Source organism: Pseudomonas nitroreducens NBRC 12694, from assembly GCF_002091755.1.
GTDB lineage: Bacteria > Pseudomonadota > Gammaproteobacteria > Pseudomonadales > Pseudomonadaceae > Pseudomonas > Pseudomonas nitroreducens.
The window spans coordinates 267,547-284,417 of record NZ_BDAI01000001.1 but is presented as its reverse complement, the minus strand read 5'-3'; the positions used below and the strand labels follow the sequence as shown (position 1 = coordinate 284,417).

The window sequence follows — 16,871 nt, the reverse complement described above, 5'->3', positions numbered from 1 at the left end:
GCCTGCACCGGCGCCGACTTGCGCCGCGTTGTGCTGCGCAGGAAAGACTTCTACAAGGACACCCCATGCAACTCTTCCGCTCGGCTCCGACGCGCTTCCTGGCGCTGGTCGCCTTGCTCTGGCTGATCGTCTTCTTCCTGACCCGATCGGCCCTCCTGGTCGGCCATCTGCCCGAGGTGGGCGCGGCCCATGTGGCGGTCTTCGCCATTGGCCTGCTCTACGACCTCAGCTTCCTGGTCTACGCCCTGTTGCCGATGGGTGTGGTCCTCCTGCTGATGCCCGCGCGGGTCTGGCGCAGCGCCAGTTGGCGCTGGCTGCTGGCGGCGATGCTGTTCACCAGCGTCTACGTGATGCTCTTCACGGCGGTGGCCGAGTGGCTGTTCTGGGACGAGTTCGGGGTGCGCTTCAACTTCATCGCAGTCGACTACCTGGTGTATTCCGACGAGGTGCTGAACAACATCCTCGAGTCCTATCCCATCGGCCTGTGGCTGAGCATGCTGGCGCTGCTTTCGCTGAGCGTGACCCTCGCGCTGTTCAAGGTCCTGGGTCGCCTGCGTGACGCCGAGGTGCCGCCGCTGTCGCGCCGCCTGCTGGGTTGCGCCGGCCTGGTGGTGATGGCGCTGGCGGCCGGTGTCCTGGTCGACCAGGATGCCCCGCGCGGCCAGGATGGCAATACCTACGCCCGCGAGCTGGCGAGCAACGGGCCGTACCAGTTCTTCGCTGCGTTCCGAAACAACGAGCTGGACTATCCGCAGTTCTACGCGACCCTGCCGCCCGAGCAGGTCACGCAGCGCATCCGCTCGGAACTGGCCGAGCCCAATGCGCGCTTCACCGGCACCGGGCCGATGGACATCCGCCGGAGCATCGCCAGCGAAGGGGCGCCCAAGCGCTACAACATCGTCCTGGTGACCATCGAGAGCCTGAGCGCCAAGTACCTGGGCAGCAACGGCGACGAGCGCGACCTCACGCCCAACCTGGATGAGCTGCGTCGCAACAGCCTCTACTTCAACAACTTCTACGCCACCGGCACCCGTACCGACCGTGGCCTGGAAGCCATCACCCTGTCGATCCCGCCCACCCCGGGTCGCTCCATCGTCAAGCGTGTCGGCCGCGAGAGCGGTTTCGCCAGCCTCGGTCAGCAGTTGAAGAACGTCGGCTATGACGCCGTGTTCCTGTATGGCGGTCGCGGCTATTTCGACAACATGAACGCCTTCTTCGGCGGTAATGGTTATCGCATCGTCGACCAGTCCAGCGTCCAGGAGTCGGACATCCACTTCAAGAACGCCTGGGGCATGAGCGACGAAGATCTCTACGCCCAGGCGATCAAGGTCGCGGACGAAGACCACGCGCGCCAGCAGCCCTTCCTGCTGCAACTGATGACCACCTCGAACCACCGCCCCTACACTTACCCGGCCGATCGCATCGACATCCCCTCGGGCGAGGGGCGTGACGGCGCGGTGAAGTACACCGACTACGCCATCGGCCAGTTCCTCAAGGCGGTGAAGAGCAAACCGTGGTTCGACAACACCCTGTTCGTGTTCGTCGCCGACCACACCGCGGGCAGCGCCGGCAAGGAAGACCTGCCCGTGGCGAACTACCAGATCCCGCTGTTCATTTACGCGCCCAAGTTGCTGCCGGCCGGGGAACGCCCGGAGCTGGCCAGCCAGCTGGACCTCGCACCGAGCCTGCTGTCGATCCTCAACCTGAGCTACACCTCGACCTTCTACGGCCGCAACCTGATGGTGCCGAACGCCTTGCCACCGCGCGTGGTGATTGGCAACTACCAGCACCTGGGCCTGTTCGACGGCCAGGACCTGGCGATCCTCAGCCCGCGCGGCGAACTGCGCCGGCACAACCAGGCCCTGGGGGCGAGCACGGAAGTGACGGCGCAGGCGGACGACCCGCTGGTGGCGCGTGCTATCAGCTATTACCAGTCGGCCAGCTACGGTTTCACCCATCACCTGCTGGACTGGAAGCCAACCGCAGGGCAGTGAGACCAGGGCCGTCGTCACGGCCCTGAACCTGCTGCAGGTTGCTGTCAGGTTCCATGGCGCTCTGCCCTCCAGGGCGCCAGTACTTCCTGCCTTTTTCCTCCCCTGCGGCCACCCTCGGCCGCGCTTTGCTCTCCCTTGAAACTGAAGATCTGCGAGATTCTTTTGTACGTCTGTACAGAAAATTCTTGCATGGCGGATTTCTTGTTGCTAATAATCTGTACGACTGTCCAAAAGTGATTCGATAGAAGTCTCCGGGGCAGTCGCGTTGAGTGGATAAAAACAAACAGAAGACCCCAGGCCCAACTTCGCTTCAGGCCTGTACGGTCGTACAAAACTCAAGTGTCTTGCGAGGTGTGGGATGAAGGAAAAGCAACCTGGGGAGCCATCCTCCGGCGTAACCCGTCGTGACCTGGTGAAAGGGACGATGGGGCTTTTGTGGGCCGGCGTGTTGCTGGGCGGCTTGCCGCTGCCGGCATTCGCCGAGCCGAAGAAGGGCGGGCGACTGGTATTCGGCCTGGCCGGCGCGTCGACCACCGACAGCCTGGATCCGGGCCTGGCCGAAGACGACTTCATGATGCTGCTGAGCCAGGCGCTGCGCGGCAACCTGGTGGAGATCGACAGCAGCGGCAACGCCATTCCCGAACTGGCCGAGTCCTGGGAGTCCTCGCCGGACGCCAGGGTCTGGACCTTCAAGCTGCGCAGTGGCGTGCAGTTCCACAACGGCAAGCCCTTCGTCGCCGATGACGTGGTGGCCACGCTCGACTACCACCGCAAGGACGGCTCCAAGTCCCTGTCCAAATCGATCGTCTCGCAGATCGACGAAGTGAAGGCGGTCGATGACTCGACGGTGCGCGTCAGCCTCAAGGGCGGCAACGCCGACTTTCCCGTGCTGATGAGCGACTACCACCTGAGCATCCTGCCGCGTGGCGCTGACGGCCAGGTGGACTGGCGCTCCGGCGTGGGCACCGGCGGCTACATGCTCAAGGAGTACAACCCCGGTGTCCGTGCCTTCGTAGTGCGCAATCCCAACTACTGGAAGCCGGGCCGGGCGCACGTCGAGGAGGCAGAGCTGATCGCCATCGCCGACTCCGTGGCGCGCCAGAACGCGCTGCTCACCGGCAAGGTCAACGTCATCAACCGCGTGGAGATCAAGACCTTGTCGCTGCTGCAGCGCAGCAACAAGGTACGCATCGCCGAGGTCACCGGCCTGAACCACGCGACCATGCCGATGATCGCCAAGGTCAGCCCGTTCCAGGACAACAACGTGCGCCTGGCGCTCAAGCACGCAGTGGACCGCGAACAGTGGGTGAAGTCGATCCTGCGCGGCCACGGCAGCGTTGGCAACGACCACCCCATCGGCCGCCAGCAGAAGTACTTCAACAGCGAGCTCGCCCAGCGCCAGTACGACCCCGACAAGGCGCGCTTCTACCTCAAGCAGGCCGGGCTGGACAGCCTGGATATCAGCATCAGTGCCGCCGACGCGGCCTTCGCCGGGGCGGTGGATGCCGGCGTGCTGTTCGAGGAAAGCGCGCGCAAGGCCGGCATCAACCTCAAGGTGGTGCGCGAATCCAACGACGGTTACTGGATCAACGTCTGGTCGAAGAAGCCGATGTGCATGTGCTACTGGACCGGCCGCGCCACGCCGGACTGGATCTTCAGCCAGATCTACGCCAGCGGCGCTTCCTGGGGCGACACCCAGTGGAACAACGAGCGCTTCGACAAACTGATGCTGCAGGCCCGCTCCGAGCTCGACGAGGCCCGGCGCAAGGCCATCTACTGGGACATGCAGGCGATGCTGCACGACGAGGGCGCCACCGTGGTACCGATGTTCATGAACCACATCATGGGCATGGGCAACGATGTGGTGACGTCGCCGACCGTGGCCGGCGACATGGCCCTGGACGGCATGCGCGCCATCGAGCGCTGGTCGCTGGCGTGAAGCGGGAGAACGGGATGAGCAACCTCGACTGGCATTCGGTCAGCGCGGACGACACGCGCAGCCTGCGCAACGTCTTCGGCACCTTCATGACCGGCGTCACCATCGTCACCACCCGCGAGGCCGACGGAACGCCCCGCGGCTTCACGGCGAACTCCTTCACGTCGGTCTCGCTGAGCCCGGCACTGGTGCTGGTGTGCATTGCGAAAAGCGCCGGCAGCCTGGTGGTCTTCAGTGCGGCCGAACGCTTCGCCGTCAACATCCTCGGCGACTGGCAGCGCGACCTGTCGAACCGCTTCGCCGGGCGCTCGGCCGACAAGTTCGCCGGGGTCGAGCTGTTGTCCTGCGAGGCCGACGTGCCGTGCCTGGCCGACAGCCTGAGCGTGCTCAGCTGCCGGCGCCACAGCCTGGTGGAAGCGGGTGACCACGTGATCCTGATCGGCGAGGTGCAGCGCTACCGCAGCAGCGTCGGCAGCCCGCTGGGCTACTTCCGCGGCAGCTACATCGACTTCGCCGAAGGCGCCAAGGCCATCCAGGTGGAGCGCGGCAGTGCGCTCAAGGTCGGGTGCCTGATCGCCCGCGACAACGGTGTGCTGCTGGTGCGCGAGCCGGGCCAGGAGCACTGGAGCATCCCGGAGGTGTTCTGGCGGGCCGGGGTGAGCCAGAAGGCGGTCATCGATGAGGTCTTCCGCCGGGTCGGCCTGGTGGGCGAGGTGTCGTTCATCTACTCGATGTTCGAGGAGGCGGGCGACGACTTCACCCGCCTGATTTTTCGCGCGGACGCCAGCGCCGAACTGGCGCTGGCCAGCGACGCCGGGCGGGAAGTGCGTGTCTTCCGTGCCGAGGACGAGCCCTGGCTGCTGGTCCGCGGCGACTACTGCATCAGCATGCTCCACCGCTTCTTCAGCGAGCGGCAGGCCGACAGCTTCGGCATCTACTGCGACACTGCCGATGGCGGACGAATTGCCGGCATCGCGGGCAAGCCCGTGCATTGGCTGGACTGGAAACACTAAGACCACCGAGTGGACAACAACATGGAATTCAACCATTTCCTCAGCTCCTACCTGCCCGATCCGGATGCCTCCGGCAAACAGCTCTATGAGCACATGGTCGAGCAGGCCGTGGTGGCGGAAGAGGTCGGCTATGCCGGCATCTCCATCCCCGAGCACCACCTGATCAACATCCTGCTGGTGCCCTCGCCGCTGCAGATGGCGGTGAAGATCGCCGCGGTCACCCGGCACATCGAACTGGCTACCTCCATCGCCGTGCTGCCGATCCGCGACATGCGGGTATTCGCCGGCGAAGTGGTGCAGGCCGATGCCCTGTGCGACGGCCGGCTGGTGCTGGGCGTGGGGCGCGGCGCCTTCAAGTACGAGATCGAGATGCTCGGCGTGCCGATGAGCGAGACCCGCGAGCGCTTCGACGAATCCCTGGCCGTGCTGCAGGCCCTGCTGACGCGCAAGGAAGTGAGCTGGGACGGCAAGTACTACCAGTTCGGCCCGCTGACCGTGATGCCGCGCCCCGAGCGGGAAATTCCGCTGGTGGTGGCGAGCATGGCGCCCGAGGGCATCCAGGCCTGCGCGCGCCAGGGCTTCTCGGTGCAGACCACGCCGCTGAGCGGCGACCACCAGATGCTGCTGGACCAGGTCAACGCCTTCCGCCGTGGCAACGCCGAGGCGAAAGCGAAATCCGCCAGGCGCGCCCGGCTGTCGCTGCAGCGCGCGACCTATCTCGCCCGCGATGAAGCCGACGCCCGCGAGAAGCTGCAACTGGCCTACGAGTACTACCGGCGTTTCGACAACGTGTTCACCGGGCCGGGCATCGTCCATGGCGGTGGCATCGAAGCGCTGCCACGCCAGCAGTCCATCGAGGAGCTGGGCAGGAACCTGCTCATCTGCACCCGCGAGCAGATGATCGATCAGCTTTCCGCCTATGCCGAGGCCGGTATCGACGAAGTGATCATGACCGCCAACTTCGGCCAGTCCCAGGAAGACAGCCTGGACATGATGCGGCGCTTCGGCGAGCAGGTCATTCCGCACTTCAGTTCCCGCTCGAACCAACCCAACCTGAACAAGAGGACCGGCTGATGCCCCTGCTTACCGTAGAACTCTTCCCCGGACGCACCCCTGAAAAGAAGCGCGAGCTGATCCAGGCGCTGACCGACACCTACCTCCAGGTCTGCGGCGGCAAGGCCCAGGCGGTCACCATCCTGCTCAAGGAGGTGGACCCGGCCGACTGGGGCGTAGGCGGCCGCAGCTACGCAGAGATCATCGCAGAAGCAAAGGCCCAGGGCTGAGGAGGCGCGTGATGAGCAAGGCAATCGATTGCGCCTATGTGGTGGACGGGCAGGGCCCCGCCCTGGTGATGGTGCACGGCATCGGCGCGCGCAAGACCGGCTGGGACAAGGTTACCGAGGCGCTGAAGGACAGCTTCACCTGCATCCGCTACGACCTGCGCGGCCACGGCGAATCGCCGCTGCCGACCGAGGGCTTCGGCCTGGAAGAGCTGGTGGAGGACCTGGAGGCGCTGCGTGCGCGGCTGGGCATCGAGCAGATGCACATCATCGGCCACTCCCTCGGCGGGATGATCGGCCCCGCCTATGCGCACAAGTATCCGCAGCACGTGCTGAGCGTCGGGCTGCTGTCCACCGCGGCATTCCGCTCGCCGCAGGACAGCGAGAACGTGCGCAAGGTGGTCCGCGCCATGGAAGAAAAGGGCATCGGCCCGGTGCTGGATACCCTGACCCAGCGCTGGTTCACCGAGAACTTCTGCGCGGCGCATCCGGAGGTCATCGAATGGCGCAAGCAGCAGGTGATGGACACGCCGGCCGAGGTGTTCCTCAACGTCTTCCACATCTACGCGGAGACCGAGATGGCGCCCTGGCTGCATGAAGTGAAGCAACCGTGCCTGGTGCTCACCGGCGAGTTCGACGGCGGCTGCAATCCGGGCCTGAACCGGCAGATCGCCGAGGCGTTGCCGCACTCGCAGCTGGTGGTACTGCCGGACCTCAAGCACGCCATCCTGATCGAAGCGAGCGACCAGGTGGTGCCCCACCTGAAAGCCTTCCTGGACAAGGCCTCGCACTAACGCCTGCCGATACGCCGGAGGAGGGTGGGCACTGCCCAACCCTCCCCGTAACCGCCAGAAACCAGAAGAACAACAACTGCCCAACCGATCAGCAGGTCGATACCATGGCTCTGATTTATCCCATTCTCTTGCGGCGCATTCTTCTCGGAGCCCTGACCCTGTTGGGCGTCTCCGCACTCATCTTCGCGGCGGTGCAGCTGCTGCCCGGCGACATGGCGCAGAAGCTGCTCGGCCAGTCCGCCACGCCCGAGGCGCTGCATGCCCTGCGCCACGAGCTGGGGCTGGACCAGCCCGCGCTGAGCCGCTACCTGCACTGGCTGCTGGGCAGCCTGCAGGGCGACTTCGGCACCTCGCTGTCCAACGGCCGGGCGGTGTCCGAACTGATCGGCCAGCGCCTGCTGAACACGCTGTTCCTGGCCGGCTACACGGCACTGATCGCGGTGCCGCTGGCGCTGCTGCTGGGGCTGTTCGCGGCGCTCTACAAGGACTCGTTCTATGACCGGGTGGTGAACATCGTCTCCCTGGCGGCGGTGTCGCTGCCGGAGTTCTTCATCGGCTACATCCTGATCCTCTGGCTGGCGGTGAAGCACCCGCTGTTTCCTTCCATCGCCGACGTACCGGCCTCGGCAAGCCTGCTCGAGCACCTGCAGGCGGCCTTCCTGCCGGCGCTCACGCTGACCCTGGTGATCACCGCCCACATGATGCGCATGACGCGCATCGCGGTGCTCGACCTGCTGCAGCTGCCCTACATCGAGATGGCCCGGCTCAAGGGCCTGTCGCGGCTGAAGATCGTCCTGCGCCACGCGTTGCCCAACGCCTGGGCGCCCATCGTCAATGTCATTGCGGTGAACCTCGCGTACCTGATCACCGGCGTGGTGGTGGTCGAGGTGGTGTTCGTCTACCCCGGCCTCGGGCAACTGATGGTGGACTCGGTGATCAAGCGCGACGTCATGGTGGTCCAGGCCTGTTGCTGCATCTTCGCGGTGGTCTACATCGGCATCAATCTGCTCGCCGACGTGCTGTCCATCGTTACCAATCCGCGCCTGCTGCATCGCCAGTGAGAACGAGCCGATGAATGCCTTGATCGCAACCTTCAAGCAGATGACCTGGACCGCCCGCATCGGCCTGCTGATCATCCTTTTCTACACCTTCCTCGCGCTGTTCGGCCCGCTGGTGGCACCCTTCGGCGAGACCGAGATCGTCGGCGGCGAATACGACCCCTGGAGCGCGCAGCACTGGCTGGGCACCGATGCCCTGGGGCGCGACATGCTCTCGCGGGTGATCTTCGCCGCGCGCAACACCATCGGCATCGCGCTGCTGTCCACCGCTCTGGCCTTCTTCATCGGCGGTTCGCTGGGGCTGATCGCCGCTGCCATGGGCGGCTGGGTGGACAGCGCACTGTCACGCCTGGTGGACGTGCTGATGGCGGTGCCGCAGCTGATCTGCGCGCTGCTCCTGCTGACCATCTTCGGTACCAGCATCGCCAACCTGGTGTTCGTCATCGCTCTGGTGGACGCCACGCGTATCTTCCGCCTGGCGCGCTCGGTGTCGCTCAACGTGGTGGTGACCGACTACATGGAGGTGGCCCGGCTGCGCGGCGAAGGGCTGTTCTGGCTGGTGGCGGTGGAACTGCTGCCCAATGTGCGGGCACCGCTGGTGGCGGAATTCGGCCTGCGCTTCTGCTTCGTGTTCCTGACCATTTCCTCGCTGTCGTTCCTTGGCCTGGGGTTGCAACCGCCGCTGGCGGACTGGGGCAGCATGGTCCGCGAGAATGCCTCGCTGATTTCCTTTGGCGACCTGACGCCATTGATCCCTGCCGCCGCCATCGGCGTGCTGGCGATCGCCGTCAACTTCGTTGCCGACTGGTTCCTCGCCCAGCGGCGATGACCGTCCTGCCCACCTATTGTCCGAGGACACGCAGCATGAGCGAACCCCTACTGAAGATTACCGGCCTGTGCATCGAGGCCGGCGGCGCGGACGGCTGGAGCGATATCGTCCACGGCATCGACCTGCAATTGCAGCGCGGCAGGATACTCGGCCTGGTCGGCGAGTCCGGCGCCGGCAAGTCCACCATCGGCCTCGCCGCCATGGGCTACACCCGCGACGGCTGCCGCATCAGCGGCGGCGAGATTCTCTTCGACGGCATCGACCTGCGCCAGGTGCCCGAAGCGCAGCATCGCGAACTGCTCGGCGCGCGCATCGCCTATGTGGCGCAGTCCGCGGCGGCGAGCTTCAACCCGGCGCACCGGTTGATCGACCAGCACTGCGAGAGCGCCCTGGAGCACGGCCTGGCGCCCCGCGAACAGGCGCGCCGGGATGCGGTGGCGCTGTACCGGAAGATTTCCCTGCCCGAGCCCGAGACCATCGGCGAGCGCTATCCGCACCAGGTGTCAGGCGGCCAGTTGCAGCGGATCATGACGGCCATGGCGATGTCCTGCCGGCCGGACCTGATCATCTTCGACGAACCGACCACGGCACTTGACGTCACCACGCAGATCGACGTCCTGCTGACCATCCGCGAGCTGGTCCGCGAGTTCCAGGTGGCGGCCATCTACATCTCCCACGACCTCGCCGTGGTGGCGCAGATGGCCGACGAGGTGATGGTGCTCAAGGATGGCCAGATGGTCGAACGCGGCGACAAGCGCCGGGTGATCGCCGAGCCGCAGGCGGACTACACCCGCTCGCTGTGGGCGGTACGCAACCTCGCGTGTGAGGCGCGTCCGCCGGTGGCCGCCGACCAGCAACCGCTGCTGGAGCTGCGCGGCATCCGCGCCGGCTACGGCAACAAGCAGGTGCTCGACGACGTGTCGCTGAAGGTCTTTCCGGGGCGCACGCTGGCCATCGTCGGCGAGTCCGGCTCGGGCAAGTCGACGCTGGGGCGTTGCATCACCGGGGCCTTGCCCAGCCGCGAGGGCAGCATCCTGTTCCAGGGCAGGCCGCTTGCGGGGCATTACGCCAAGCGCAGCCGGGACGAGCTGCGTTCGATCCAGATGATCTACCAGATGGCCGACACCGCGCTGAACCCGCGCCACCGCATCGGTGACATCGTCGGGCGACCACTGCAGTTCTATGGCGGCCTCGATGCTGCCCGGCGCGAAGAACGAACCCGTGAATTGCTCGATGCCGTGGGCCTGGAACCCGGCCGCTTCATGGCCCGGCGACCGGGCGAACTGTCCGGCGGGCAGAAACAGCGGGTGGGCATTGCCCGCGCCCTGGCGGCGGACCCGGCGGTGATCGTCTGCGACGAGATCACCAGCGCCCTCGACCAGCTTGTCGCGGAGGGCATCCTGCGGCTGATCGACGACCTCAAGCAGCGCCTGGGCATCACTTACCTGTTCATCACCCACGACCTGTCGGTGGTGAAGTCCATCGCCGACGACGTGCTGGTGCTCAAGGCTGGCCGCGTCGTCGATTTCGGCGACAAGCAGCGGGTGTTCACGCCGCCGTGCGACAGCTACGTCACGCGCCTGCTCGACAGCATGCCGCAGATGGACCCGGACTGGCTCGACGGCCTGTCGCAACGGGGCGTGGCCTGAACTCATTTCCGCTCAAGGAGCAAACCATGACCGCAACAACTCTGCAGGACTGGAGCGAGCGCGCGGCAACGCTCGCCATCGAAGGTCGCTGCTTCATCGACGGTGATTACTGCAGCGCGCAGGACCTGCGCACCTTCGACAAGGCCAGCCCACTCGACGGGCGCCGCCTGGCGGCCATCGCACGAGGTGGCGCAGCTGACATTGAGCGTGCCGTGGCCAGCGCGCGCCGGGTATTCGAGGCCGGGCACTGGTCGCGCATGGCACCGGTGCAGCGCAAGCGCATCCTGATCCGTTTCGCCGATCTGCTGGAAAGCCACGCCGAGGAGCTGGCGCTGCTGGAAACCCTCGACATGGGCAAGCCCATCGCCCACTCCCTGGCCACCGACGTGCCCGGCGCGGCCAATGCCATTCGCTGGTCCGCCGAGGCCATCGACAAGGTCTACGGCGAGATCGCCGCCACCGCCGAGGACCAGCTGGGCCTGGTCACCCGCGAAGCCGTGGGCGTGGTTGGCGTGATAGTGCCGTGGAACTTCCCGCTGCTGATGGCCAGCTGGAAGCTCGGCCCGGCGCTGGCGTGTGGCAACTCCGTGGTGCTCAAGCCGTCCGAGCGCTCGCCACTGACGGCCATCCGTATCGCTCGGCTGGCCTGCGAGGCGGGCATCCCCGTGGGTGTGTTGAACGTGGTGCCGGGCTATGGCGCCGAGGCCGGTGACGCCCTGTCGCGGCACATGGACGTCGACGCCATCGCCTTCACCGGCTCGACCGGCGTGGCCAAGCGCCTGATGGTCGCCGCCGGGCAGTCCAACCTCAAGCGCGTGTGGACCGAGGCCGGTGGCAAGAGCCCGAACATCGTCTTCGCCGATGCGCCCGAGCTGCGCGCGGCGGCTATCAGTGCCGCCGCCGCCATCGCCTACAACCAGGGCCAGGTCTGCACTGCCGGTTCGCGCCTGCTGGTGCAGGAGTCGGTGCGCGAAGAATTCCTCGAGCATCTGCGTGAAGCACTGGCCGCGTGGACGCCGAACGACGCCCTTGATCCGACCAGTTGCTATGGCGCACTGGTTGACGCCCAGCATCTGCAGTTGGTGCAGGGCTACATCGCCAGCGGCCTGGAGGAGGGCGCCCGGCTGGTGGCCGGCAGCGGCGAAAGCGAGCGTTGCTACCTGGCGCCGGTGGTCTTCGATGGCGTGCGCAACGACATGCGTATCGCCCGCGAGGAAATCTTCGGCGCCGTGCTCTCGGTCATCAGCTTCAAGGATGCCGAGGAGGCGGTGGCCATCGCCAACGACACGCCCTACGGCCTGGCGGCGGCCTTGTGGACGTCCAACCTGTCCCGCGCGCACCAGGTTTCGCGTGCGCTGCGGGCCGGCTCGGTGTGGGTCAACCAATACTCGGGCGGCGACATGACCGCGCCCTTCGGCGGCTTCAAGCAGTCCGGCAACGGGCGTGACCGTTCGCTGCATGCCTTCGACAAGTACACCGAACTCAAGGCGACCTGGATCAGGCTATGAATGAACTAACTTTTGACCATGACGGACACGGGGCGGAATAATCCGCCCCAACTGCCAACCTTGGAATCGGCACGCCATGTCACAACAGAAGGTGGCGCAGCAGAAAGCGGCGCAACAGAAAACGAAAAAGGTCTACGACCCTGAATTGCGCCGCGAGGAGATCATCAAGGCTGCCTTCCTCTGTCTGAGCGAGGAGGGCTACGCCAAGCTGTCCGCGCGCAAGGTGGCGGCGCGCGCCGAGATGGCGCTGGGGCACATCAGCTACCACTTCAAGGACATGAACGAGCTGCTGGTGGAGGCTTACAAATACGCCTCGCACCAGCTCTACGAAGCGACCCGCGCGGGGCTGGTGGCCGAGCCGCGCACGTCCATGGCGCAGCTGGAAGTGTTCCTGCGCAGTGGCTTCACCAGCACCTTTCTCGACCGCAGCTACCTGTCGGTGCGCATCGACCTGTGGTCCGCCTCGCTGTTCCAGGAAGACATCGCCGACACCGAGCGCAAGCTCTACGCCATCTACCGCGAACGCCTGGTGGAAATCCTGCGCAGGATCGCCGAGGAGCGCGAGGTGGGCGCCGAGCGTATCGAGAACTCGGCCGACGCCATCATGGCCATGCTCGATGGCTTGTGGCTGGACTGGCAGCGTCGGCGCAACATGAAGGCCATCGAGCATGGCATCAGTGCCTGTCTCGATCTGGTGGCGTTCTACATGCCCGAATCCGGGCGCTGAGGCACCGCGCGGAATCTCCTGCCCGGGGACGCGGCAGACGACTCGAACCGCCCCTCAGTGAATCGTCGGGAAGCGCGCCTTGACCAGTTCCCGGGCTTGCCAGGTCATCTGGTCCAGCAGGCGATCGCGTTTCTGCTCGGCCTCGCGCATCGCCTTGCTGCCCTTCTGCTTCACCAGATAGGTGTGGATCTGCCGCACTTCCTTGGACTGGTAGATCGGCGCGAGATCCTGCACCGCGACCATGCCGTCGGAACGCTGGTCGCGGGTGTTCAGCAGCACGTGCGGCCCCTGCGCCGCCAGGATGCGGAAGCCCATCGCCTCGAAGACCGGCACCTTGCCCGCCGCACAGGCCAGTTCCGCGTGGGGGCGATGCTCGAGCATCTTCTGCAGCATGGCGCGGGCGATACCGCGCCGGCGGTGGCTGGCCTGGACGGCGAGGTAGGCCAGGGTGCAGGCCTGGGCGTCATCCTGGCTCGGCAGGTAGAGGGCGAAACCCAGCACCTGCGATGGGTCTTCATCATCCAGGGCGAGGATCAGCCGCGTGGGGCCGTCCGGCGAGCCGTTCATGGCCTGCAGGTACAGGTGCACCTCGAAGCCGATCACGTACTGGTACAGCTGGAACAGCGGGTTGCTCGGCGTCAGCGGCACCGGGCTGACGTCGCTGAAATAGTCCACCACCATCTGCAGCACCTGGCTTTTCAGGGATTCGGGGGGCGAGGTGTCGAGGTTTACGAGGGTGAACATTTGAAGCTGGCTCCGGGCGTGCCCGATCCGGGGGAATCGGCGTGGTGCCCATTGTAACCTCCGCGGGCCTCGAACGATTCCTCCGGTGGGCGCTGGGCGGCAGGCGCTGCGCAGCTTTCCCAGCTATCGCGCGAGGGTCTTGTACAGGGTCACTGCGGCGGCGCTCCGGCACCCAGGCGTCGAGCTGGAGCTGGTAGCGCACCTTCCACGCGCGCTACCAGGGCATCGCGCTGGACCTCCCGCCGGTGGAGTTGCGCATGCTCGCCGGACTGTCCGCGCGCCTTGTTTTCTGGCGATTCCGGTCAATGCTCTATCAGCCCGCCAGCGTTCCCGGCAGGCAGGCTGCCGAGCGAGCTTCCCCTGGCTTGATATGCATCAAAGGGATTCCGCTCCGGCCAAGCACACTGGGTCCGGTCGGCCGAGGCGCCGCGGGCATTCGTTTCCTGCGATCCCCGGTCCTGTGCATCCATGGCGCATTCCAAGCGAGGAGAAACAACGATGGCAATGATGAAAGCGGCGATCTTCGTGGAACCGGGGCGAATCGAGCTGGCGGACAAACCCATCCCCGAGGTCGGCCCCAACGACGCGCTGATCCGCATCACCACGACCACCATCTGCGGCACCGACGTGCACATCCTCAAGGGCGAGTACCCGGTGGCCAGGGGGCTGACCGTCGGGCACGAACCGGTTGGCGTCATCGAGAAGCTCGGCAGCGCGGTCAAGGGCTACCGCGAGGGCCAGCGGGTCATTGCCGGTGCGATCTGCCCGAATTTCAATTCCTATGCCGCGCAGGATGGCGTGCCCTCGCAGGATGGCAGCTACCTCGTCGAGAGCGGTCGCTGCGCCTGCCACGGCTACAAGGCCACCGCCGGCTGGCGCTTCGGCAACCTGATCGACGGTACCCAGGCCGAGTACGTCCTGGTGCCCGATGCCGAAGGCAACCTCGCGCCGATCCCGGACAGTCTCACCGACGAACAGGTGCTGATGTGCCCCGACATCATGTCCACTGGCTTCAAGGGCGCCGAGAACGCCAATATCCGTATCGGCGACACCGTGGTCGTCTTCGCCCAGGGGCCGATCGGCCTGTGCGCCACCGCTGGCGCCCGCCTGCTGGGTGCCTCGACCATCATCGCGGTGGATGGCAACGCGCACCGGTTGGACATCTCCCGCAGCATGGGGGCCGACGTCACCCTGGACTTCACCAAGTGCGACGTGGTGGACGAGGTGATGAAGCTCACCGGTGGGCGCGGTGCCGATTCGTCCATCGAATGCCTGGGGCTGCCGAGCACCTTCGAGCAGGCGATGAAGGTACTCAAGCCGGGCGGGACGCTGTCGAGCCTGGGGGTCTACTCCAGCGATGTGCACATCCCGCTCTCGGCGTTTGCCGCCGGCCTGGGTGACCATCGCATCAATACCGCCCTGTGCCCTGGCGGTAAGGAGCGCATGCGCCGCCTGATGAGCATCATCGAGTCGAACCGCGCCGACTTCGGCTCGCTAGTGACGCACCACTATGCGCTCGACGACATCGTCAACGCCTACGACCTGTTCGCCCACCAGCGCGACGGCGTGCTGAAGATCGCCATCAAGCCCTGAGGTGGAGGCAATGGCCTGATGCCGTCCGCAGCAGGTCATTGCCCCGAATGATCCGGCCAATTGCGCAGGGCAGGGCAAATCCAGTATTGTTGAGAACGATTATCATGTTTAACAATACTGGACGTTCATGGACAGCGAGCGGGCATTCGAACGGGATGTTGAGCGGCTTTACCTTGCGCACCACGGGTGGCTGAAGGGCTGGCTGCGCCGCCGCCTGGGCGAGCACGCCGATGCGGAAGACCTGGCCCATGACACCTTTGTGCGGGTGATGCGCTCGCGCAGCGCCATCGCCGACCTTCGCCAGCCGCTGGCCTACCTCGCCACCATTGCCAACAGCCTGCTGATCAACCGCTGGCGCCGTCAGGCGGTCGAGCGGGCCTACCTCGAAGCGCTGGCCGCGCGTCCCGAAGCGGTGGCGCCGTCCGAGGAAGAACGCCTGCTGCTGATCGAGGCTTTGGTGGAGGTCGATGAACTCCTGCATGGCCTGGCGCCCCAGGTGCGGGAAATCTTCCTGCTGTCGCAGCTCGACGGCCTGACTTACCCGCAGATCGCGTTGCGCCTGGAACTGAGCGTCAACCAGGTGCAGAAGGCGATGAGCAAGGCGTTTGCGGCCTGCTACGCGAGCCGGTTCGAGTGAACGCCATGTCCCGCGAGAGCGATTCCCGGCCCATCTCCAGCAGCATCCGCGACCAGGCGATTGCCTGGTTCACCCTGGCCCAGTCGGGCTGCATGAGCGATGCCGAGCAGCGCCAGTTGCTGGTCTGGCGCGAGGCCAGCAGCGAGCACGAGCGCGCCTGGCAGCGCCTGAGCAGCATTCCGCTCGGCCTGCAGCGTCACGCCGGCGCACTGGCCGACCCGATGGCGCGGCAGCTGGCCGGTCGCCGCCACTACAACGAGATGGACCGGCGCAAGGCGCTCAAGGTGCTGGTCGGTTTCGGCCTGCTCGGCGGGCTTGCCTGGCAGGGCCGCGACACGCAGTGGGTGCAGGGCGCCATGGCGGACTACCGCACCGGCGTCGGCGAGCGAACGCCGCGCACGCTGCCCGATGGCACGCGCCTGTGGCTCAACACCGCAACCGCGGTCGACCTGCGTTACACCGACAGCGCTCGCGAACTGCGCCTGCGCTACGGCGAAATCGAGATTCTCACCGCCCGCGATGGCGCGGGGCGGCCGTTCCGGGTTGTCAGCGGCGACGCAGTGTTGCAGCCGTTGGGCACGCGCTTCCGCGTCCGCAGGGACGAAGGCGGGCGCGGCACCTTGCTGGCCGTCACTCAGGGGCGGGTCGCTGCCAGTTCGCGGGCCGGCGGCGAGGCGAGGGTGATCGAGGCGGGGTCGCAAGCTCGCATCGATGCGGCTGGCGTCGGCGCTCCGCAGGTGCTGGAAGCGAATGGCGGCGCCTGGGTCGATGGCTACCTGGTGGCCGAGCGCATGCGCCTTGGGGATTTTCTCGCCGAGCTGGACCGCTATCGCCCCGGGCTGCTGCGCTGCGATCCGGCGGTCGCCGGTATTCGCCTGAGCGGCTCCTATCCGCTGGCCGATACCGACCGGGTGCTGGCCATGCTGCAGGACAGCCTGCCGGTGACGGTCCAGCGGCGCACCCGCTACTGGGTGACAGTGGGCTCGCGCTAGGGAAAGAAGCCCAGCGCTGCGGAAAATCGCAGACGAGCGCCGCAGAAAAACACCAATGAAAATAATTCTCGAAAAGTCGGCAGGTTTTCGTTTCTCGCTTGGCCTAGGGAGAAATCC

General features: G+C 66.1%; 15 protein-coding genes. 14 read left to right on the top strand and 1 reads right to left on the bottom strand.

All coding sequences use genetic code 11. The features are described 5' to 3' along the window. Positions 1-65 precede the first annotated feature (65 nt). From PNI01S_RS01275 to PNI01S_RS01225, 11 genes are all read left to right on the top strand, one after another. Complete coding sequence (locus PNI01S_RS01275) at positions 66-1,994, top strand: LTA synthase family protein (protein WP_084357278.1); 1,929 nt, start codon at positions 66-68, stop codon at positions 1,992-1,994. A 424-nt stretch (positions 1,995-2,418) separates the two neighbouring features. Next, positions 2,419-3,933, top strand: a complete 1,515-nt coding sequence (locus PNI01S_RS01270) for an ABC transporter substrate-binding protein (RefSeq protein WP_231387467.1) — start codon at positions 2,419-2,421, stop codon at positions 3,931-3,933. 14 nt (positions 3,934-3,947) lie between these two features. Continuing rightward, positions 3,948-4,943: a flavin reductase gene (locus PNI01S_RS01265; RefSeq protein WP_084357277.1), complete on the top strand. Its 996-nt coding sequence runs from the start codon at positions 3,948-3,950 to the stop codon at positions 4,941-4,943. Between the two features lie 21 nt (positions 4,944-4,964). Then, on the top strand, positions 4,965-6,017 hold the full coding sequence (locus PNI01S_RS01260) for an LLM class flavin-dependent oxidoreductase (RefSeq protein WP_084357586.1): 1,053 nt from the start codon (positions 4,965-4,967) through the stop codon (positions 6,015-6,017). Continuing rightward, entirely contained in the window at positions 6,017-6,226 is a 210-nt protein-coding gene (locus PNI01S_RS01255) for a tautomerase family protein (RefSeq protein ID WP_037015607.1), read from the top strand. Before PNI01S_RS01260 ends, PNI01S_RS01255 begins: the two co-directional genes overlap by 1 nt. A gap of 11 nt (positions 6,227-6,237) precedes the next feature. Continuing rightward, complete coding sequence (locus tag PNI01S_RS01250) at positions 6,238-7,017, top strand: alpha/beta fold hydrolase (RefSeq protein WP_065084091.1); 780 nt, start codon at positions 6,238-6,240, stop codon at positions 7,015-7,017. A 104-nt stretch (positions 7,018-7,121) separates the two neighbouring features. Next, entirely contained in the window at positions 7,122-8,078 is a 957-nt protein-coding gene (locus PNI01S_RS01245) for an ABC transporter permease (protein ID WP_037015601.1), read from the top strand. Positions 8,079-8,088: 10 nt separating this feature from the next. Then, entirely contained in the window at positions 8,089-8,904 is an 816-nt protein-coding gene (locus tag PNI01S_RS01240; RefSeq protein WP_024763491.1) for an ABC transporter permease, read from the top strand. Positions 8,905-8,939: 35 nt separating this feature from the next. Further along, the gene (locus PNI01S_RS01235) at positions 8,940-10,553 is read left to right on the top strand and encodes an ABC transporter ATP-binding protein (protein ID WP_084357276.1); all 1,614 of its coding nucleotides are present in this window, start codon (positions 8,940-8,942) and stop codon (positions 10,551-10,553) included. 26 nt (positions 10,554-10,579) lie between these two features. After that, positions 10,580-12,061 (top strand): aldehyde dehydrogenase, encoded by a 1,482-nt coding sequence (locus tag PNI01S_RS01230; RefSeq protein WP_084357275.1) that lies wholly within the window; start codon positions 10,580-10,582, stop codon positions 12,059-12,061. A 76-nt stretch (positions 12,062-12,137) separates the two neighbouring features. Next, complete coding sequence (locus PNI01S_RS01225) at positions 12,138-12,788, top strand: TetR/AcrR family transcriptional regulator (RefSeq protein ID WP_037014568.1); 651 nt, start codon at positions 12,138-12,140, stop codon at positions 12,786-12,788. Between the two features lie 54 nt (positions 12,789-12,842). On the opposite strand, the gene PNI01S_RS01220 is transcribed toward PNI01S_RS01225, so the two are convergent. Further along, the gene (locus PNI01S_RS01220; RefSeq protein ID WP_084357274.1) at positions 12,843-13,532 is read right to left on the bottom strand and encodes a GNAT family N-acetyltransferase; all 690 of its coding nucleotides are present in this window, start codon (positions 13,530-13,532) and stop codon (positions 12,843-12,845) included. A gap of 498 nt (positions 13,533-14,030) precedes the next feature. On the opposite strand from PNI01S_RS01220, the gene PNI01S_RS01215 reads away from it, so the two are divergent. The 3 genes from PNI01S_RS01215 (at position 14,031) to PNI01S_RS01205 (ending at position 16,754) form a co-directional block, all read left to right on the top strand. Continuing rightward, positions 14,031-15,125 (top strand): NAD(P)-dependent alcohol dehydrogenase, encoded by a 1,095-nt coding sequence (locus PNI01S_RS01215; protein ID WP_084357273.1) that lies wholly within the window; start codon positions 14,031-14,033, stop codon positions 15,123-15,125. Positions 15,126-15,252: 127 nt separating this feature from the next. Next, positions 15,253-15,762, top strand: a complete 510-nt coding sequence (locus PNI01S_RS01210; protein WP_024763486.1) for a sigma-70 family RNA polymerase sigma factor — start codon at positions 15,253-15,255, stop codon at positions 15,760-15,762. Positions 15,763-15,767: 5 nt separating this feature from the next. Continuing rightward, complete coding sequence (locus PNI01S_RS01205) at positions 15,768-16,754, top strand: FecR domain-containing protein (RefSeq protein ID WP_223186758.1); 987 nt, start codon at positions 15,768-15,770, stop codon at positions 16,752-16,754. The last annotated feature ends 117 nt before the right edge of the window (positions 16,755-16,871 follow it).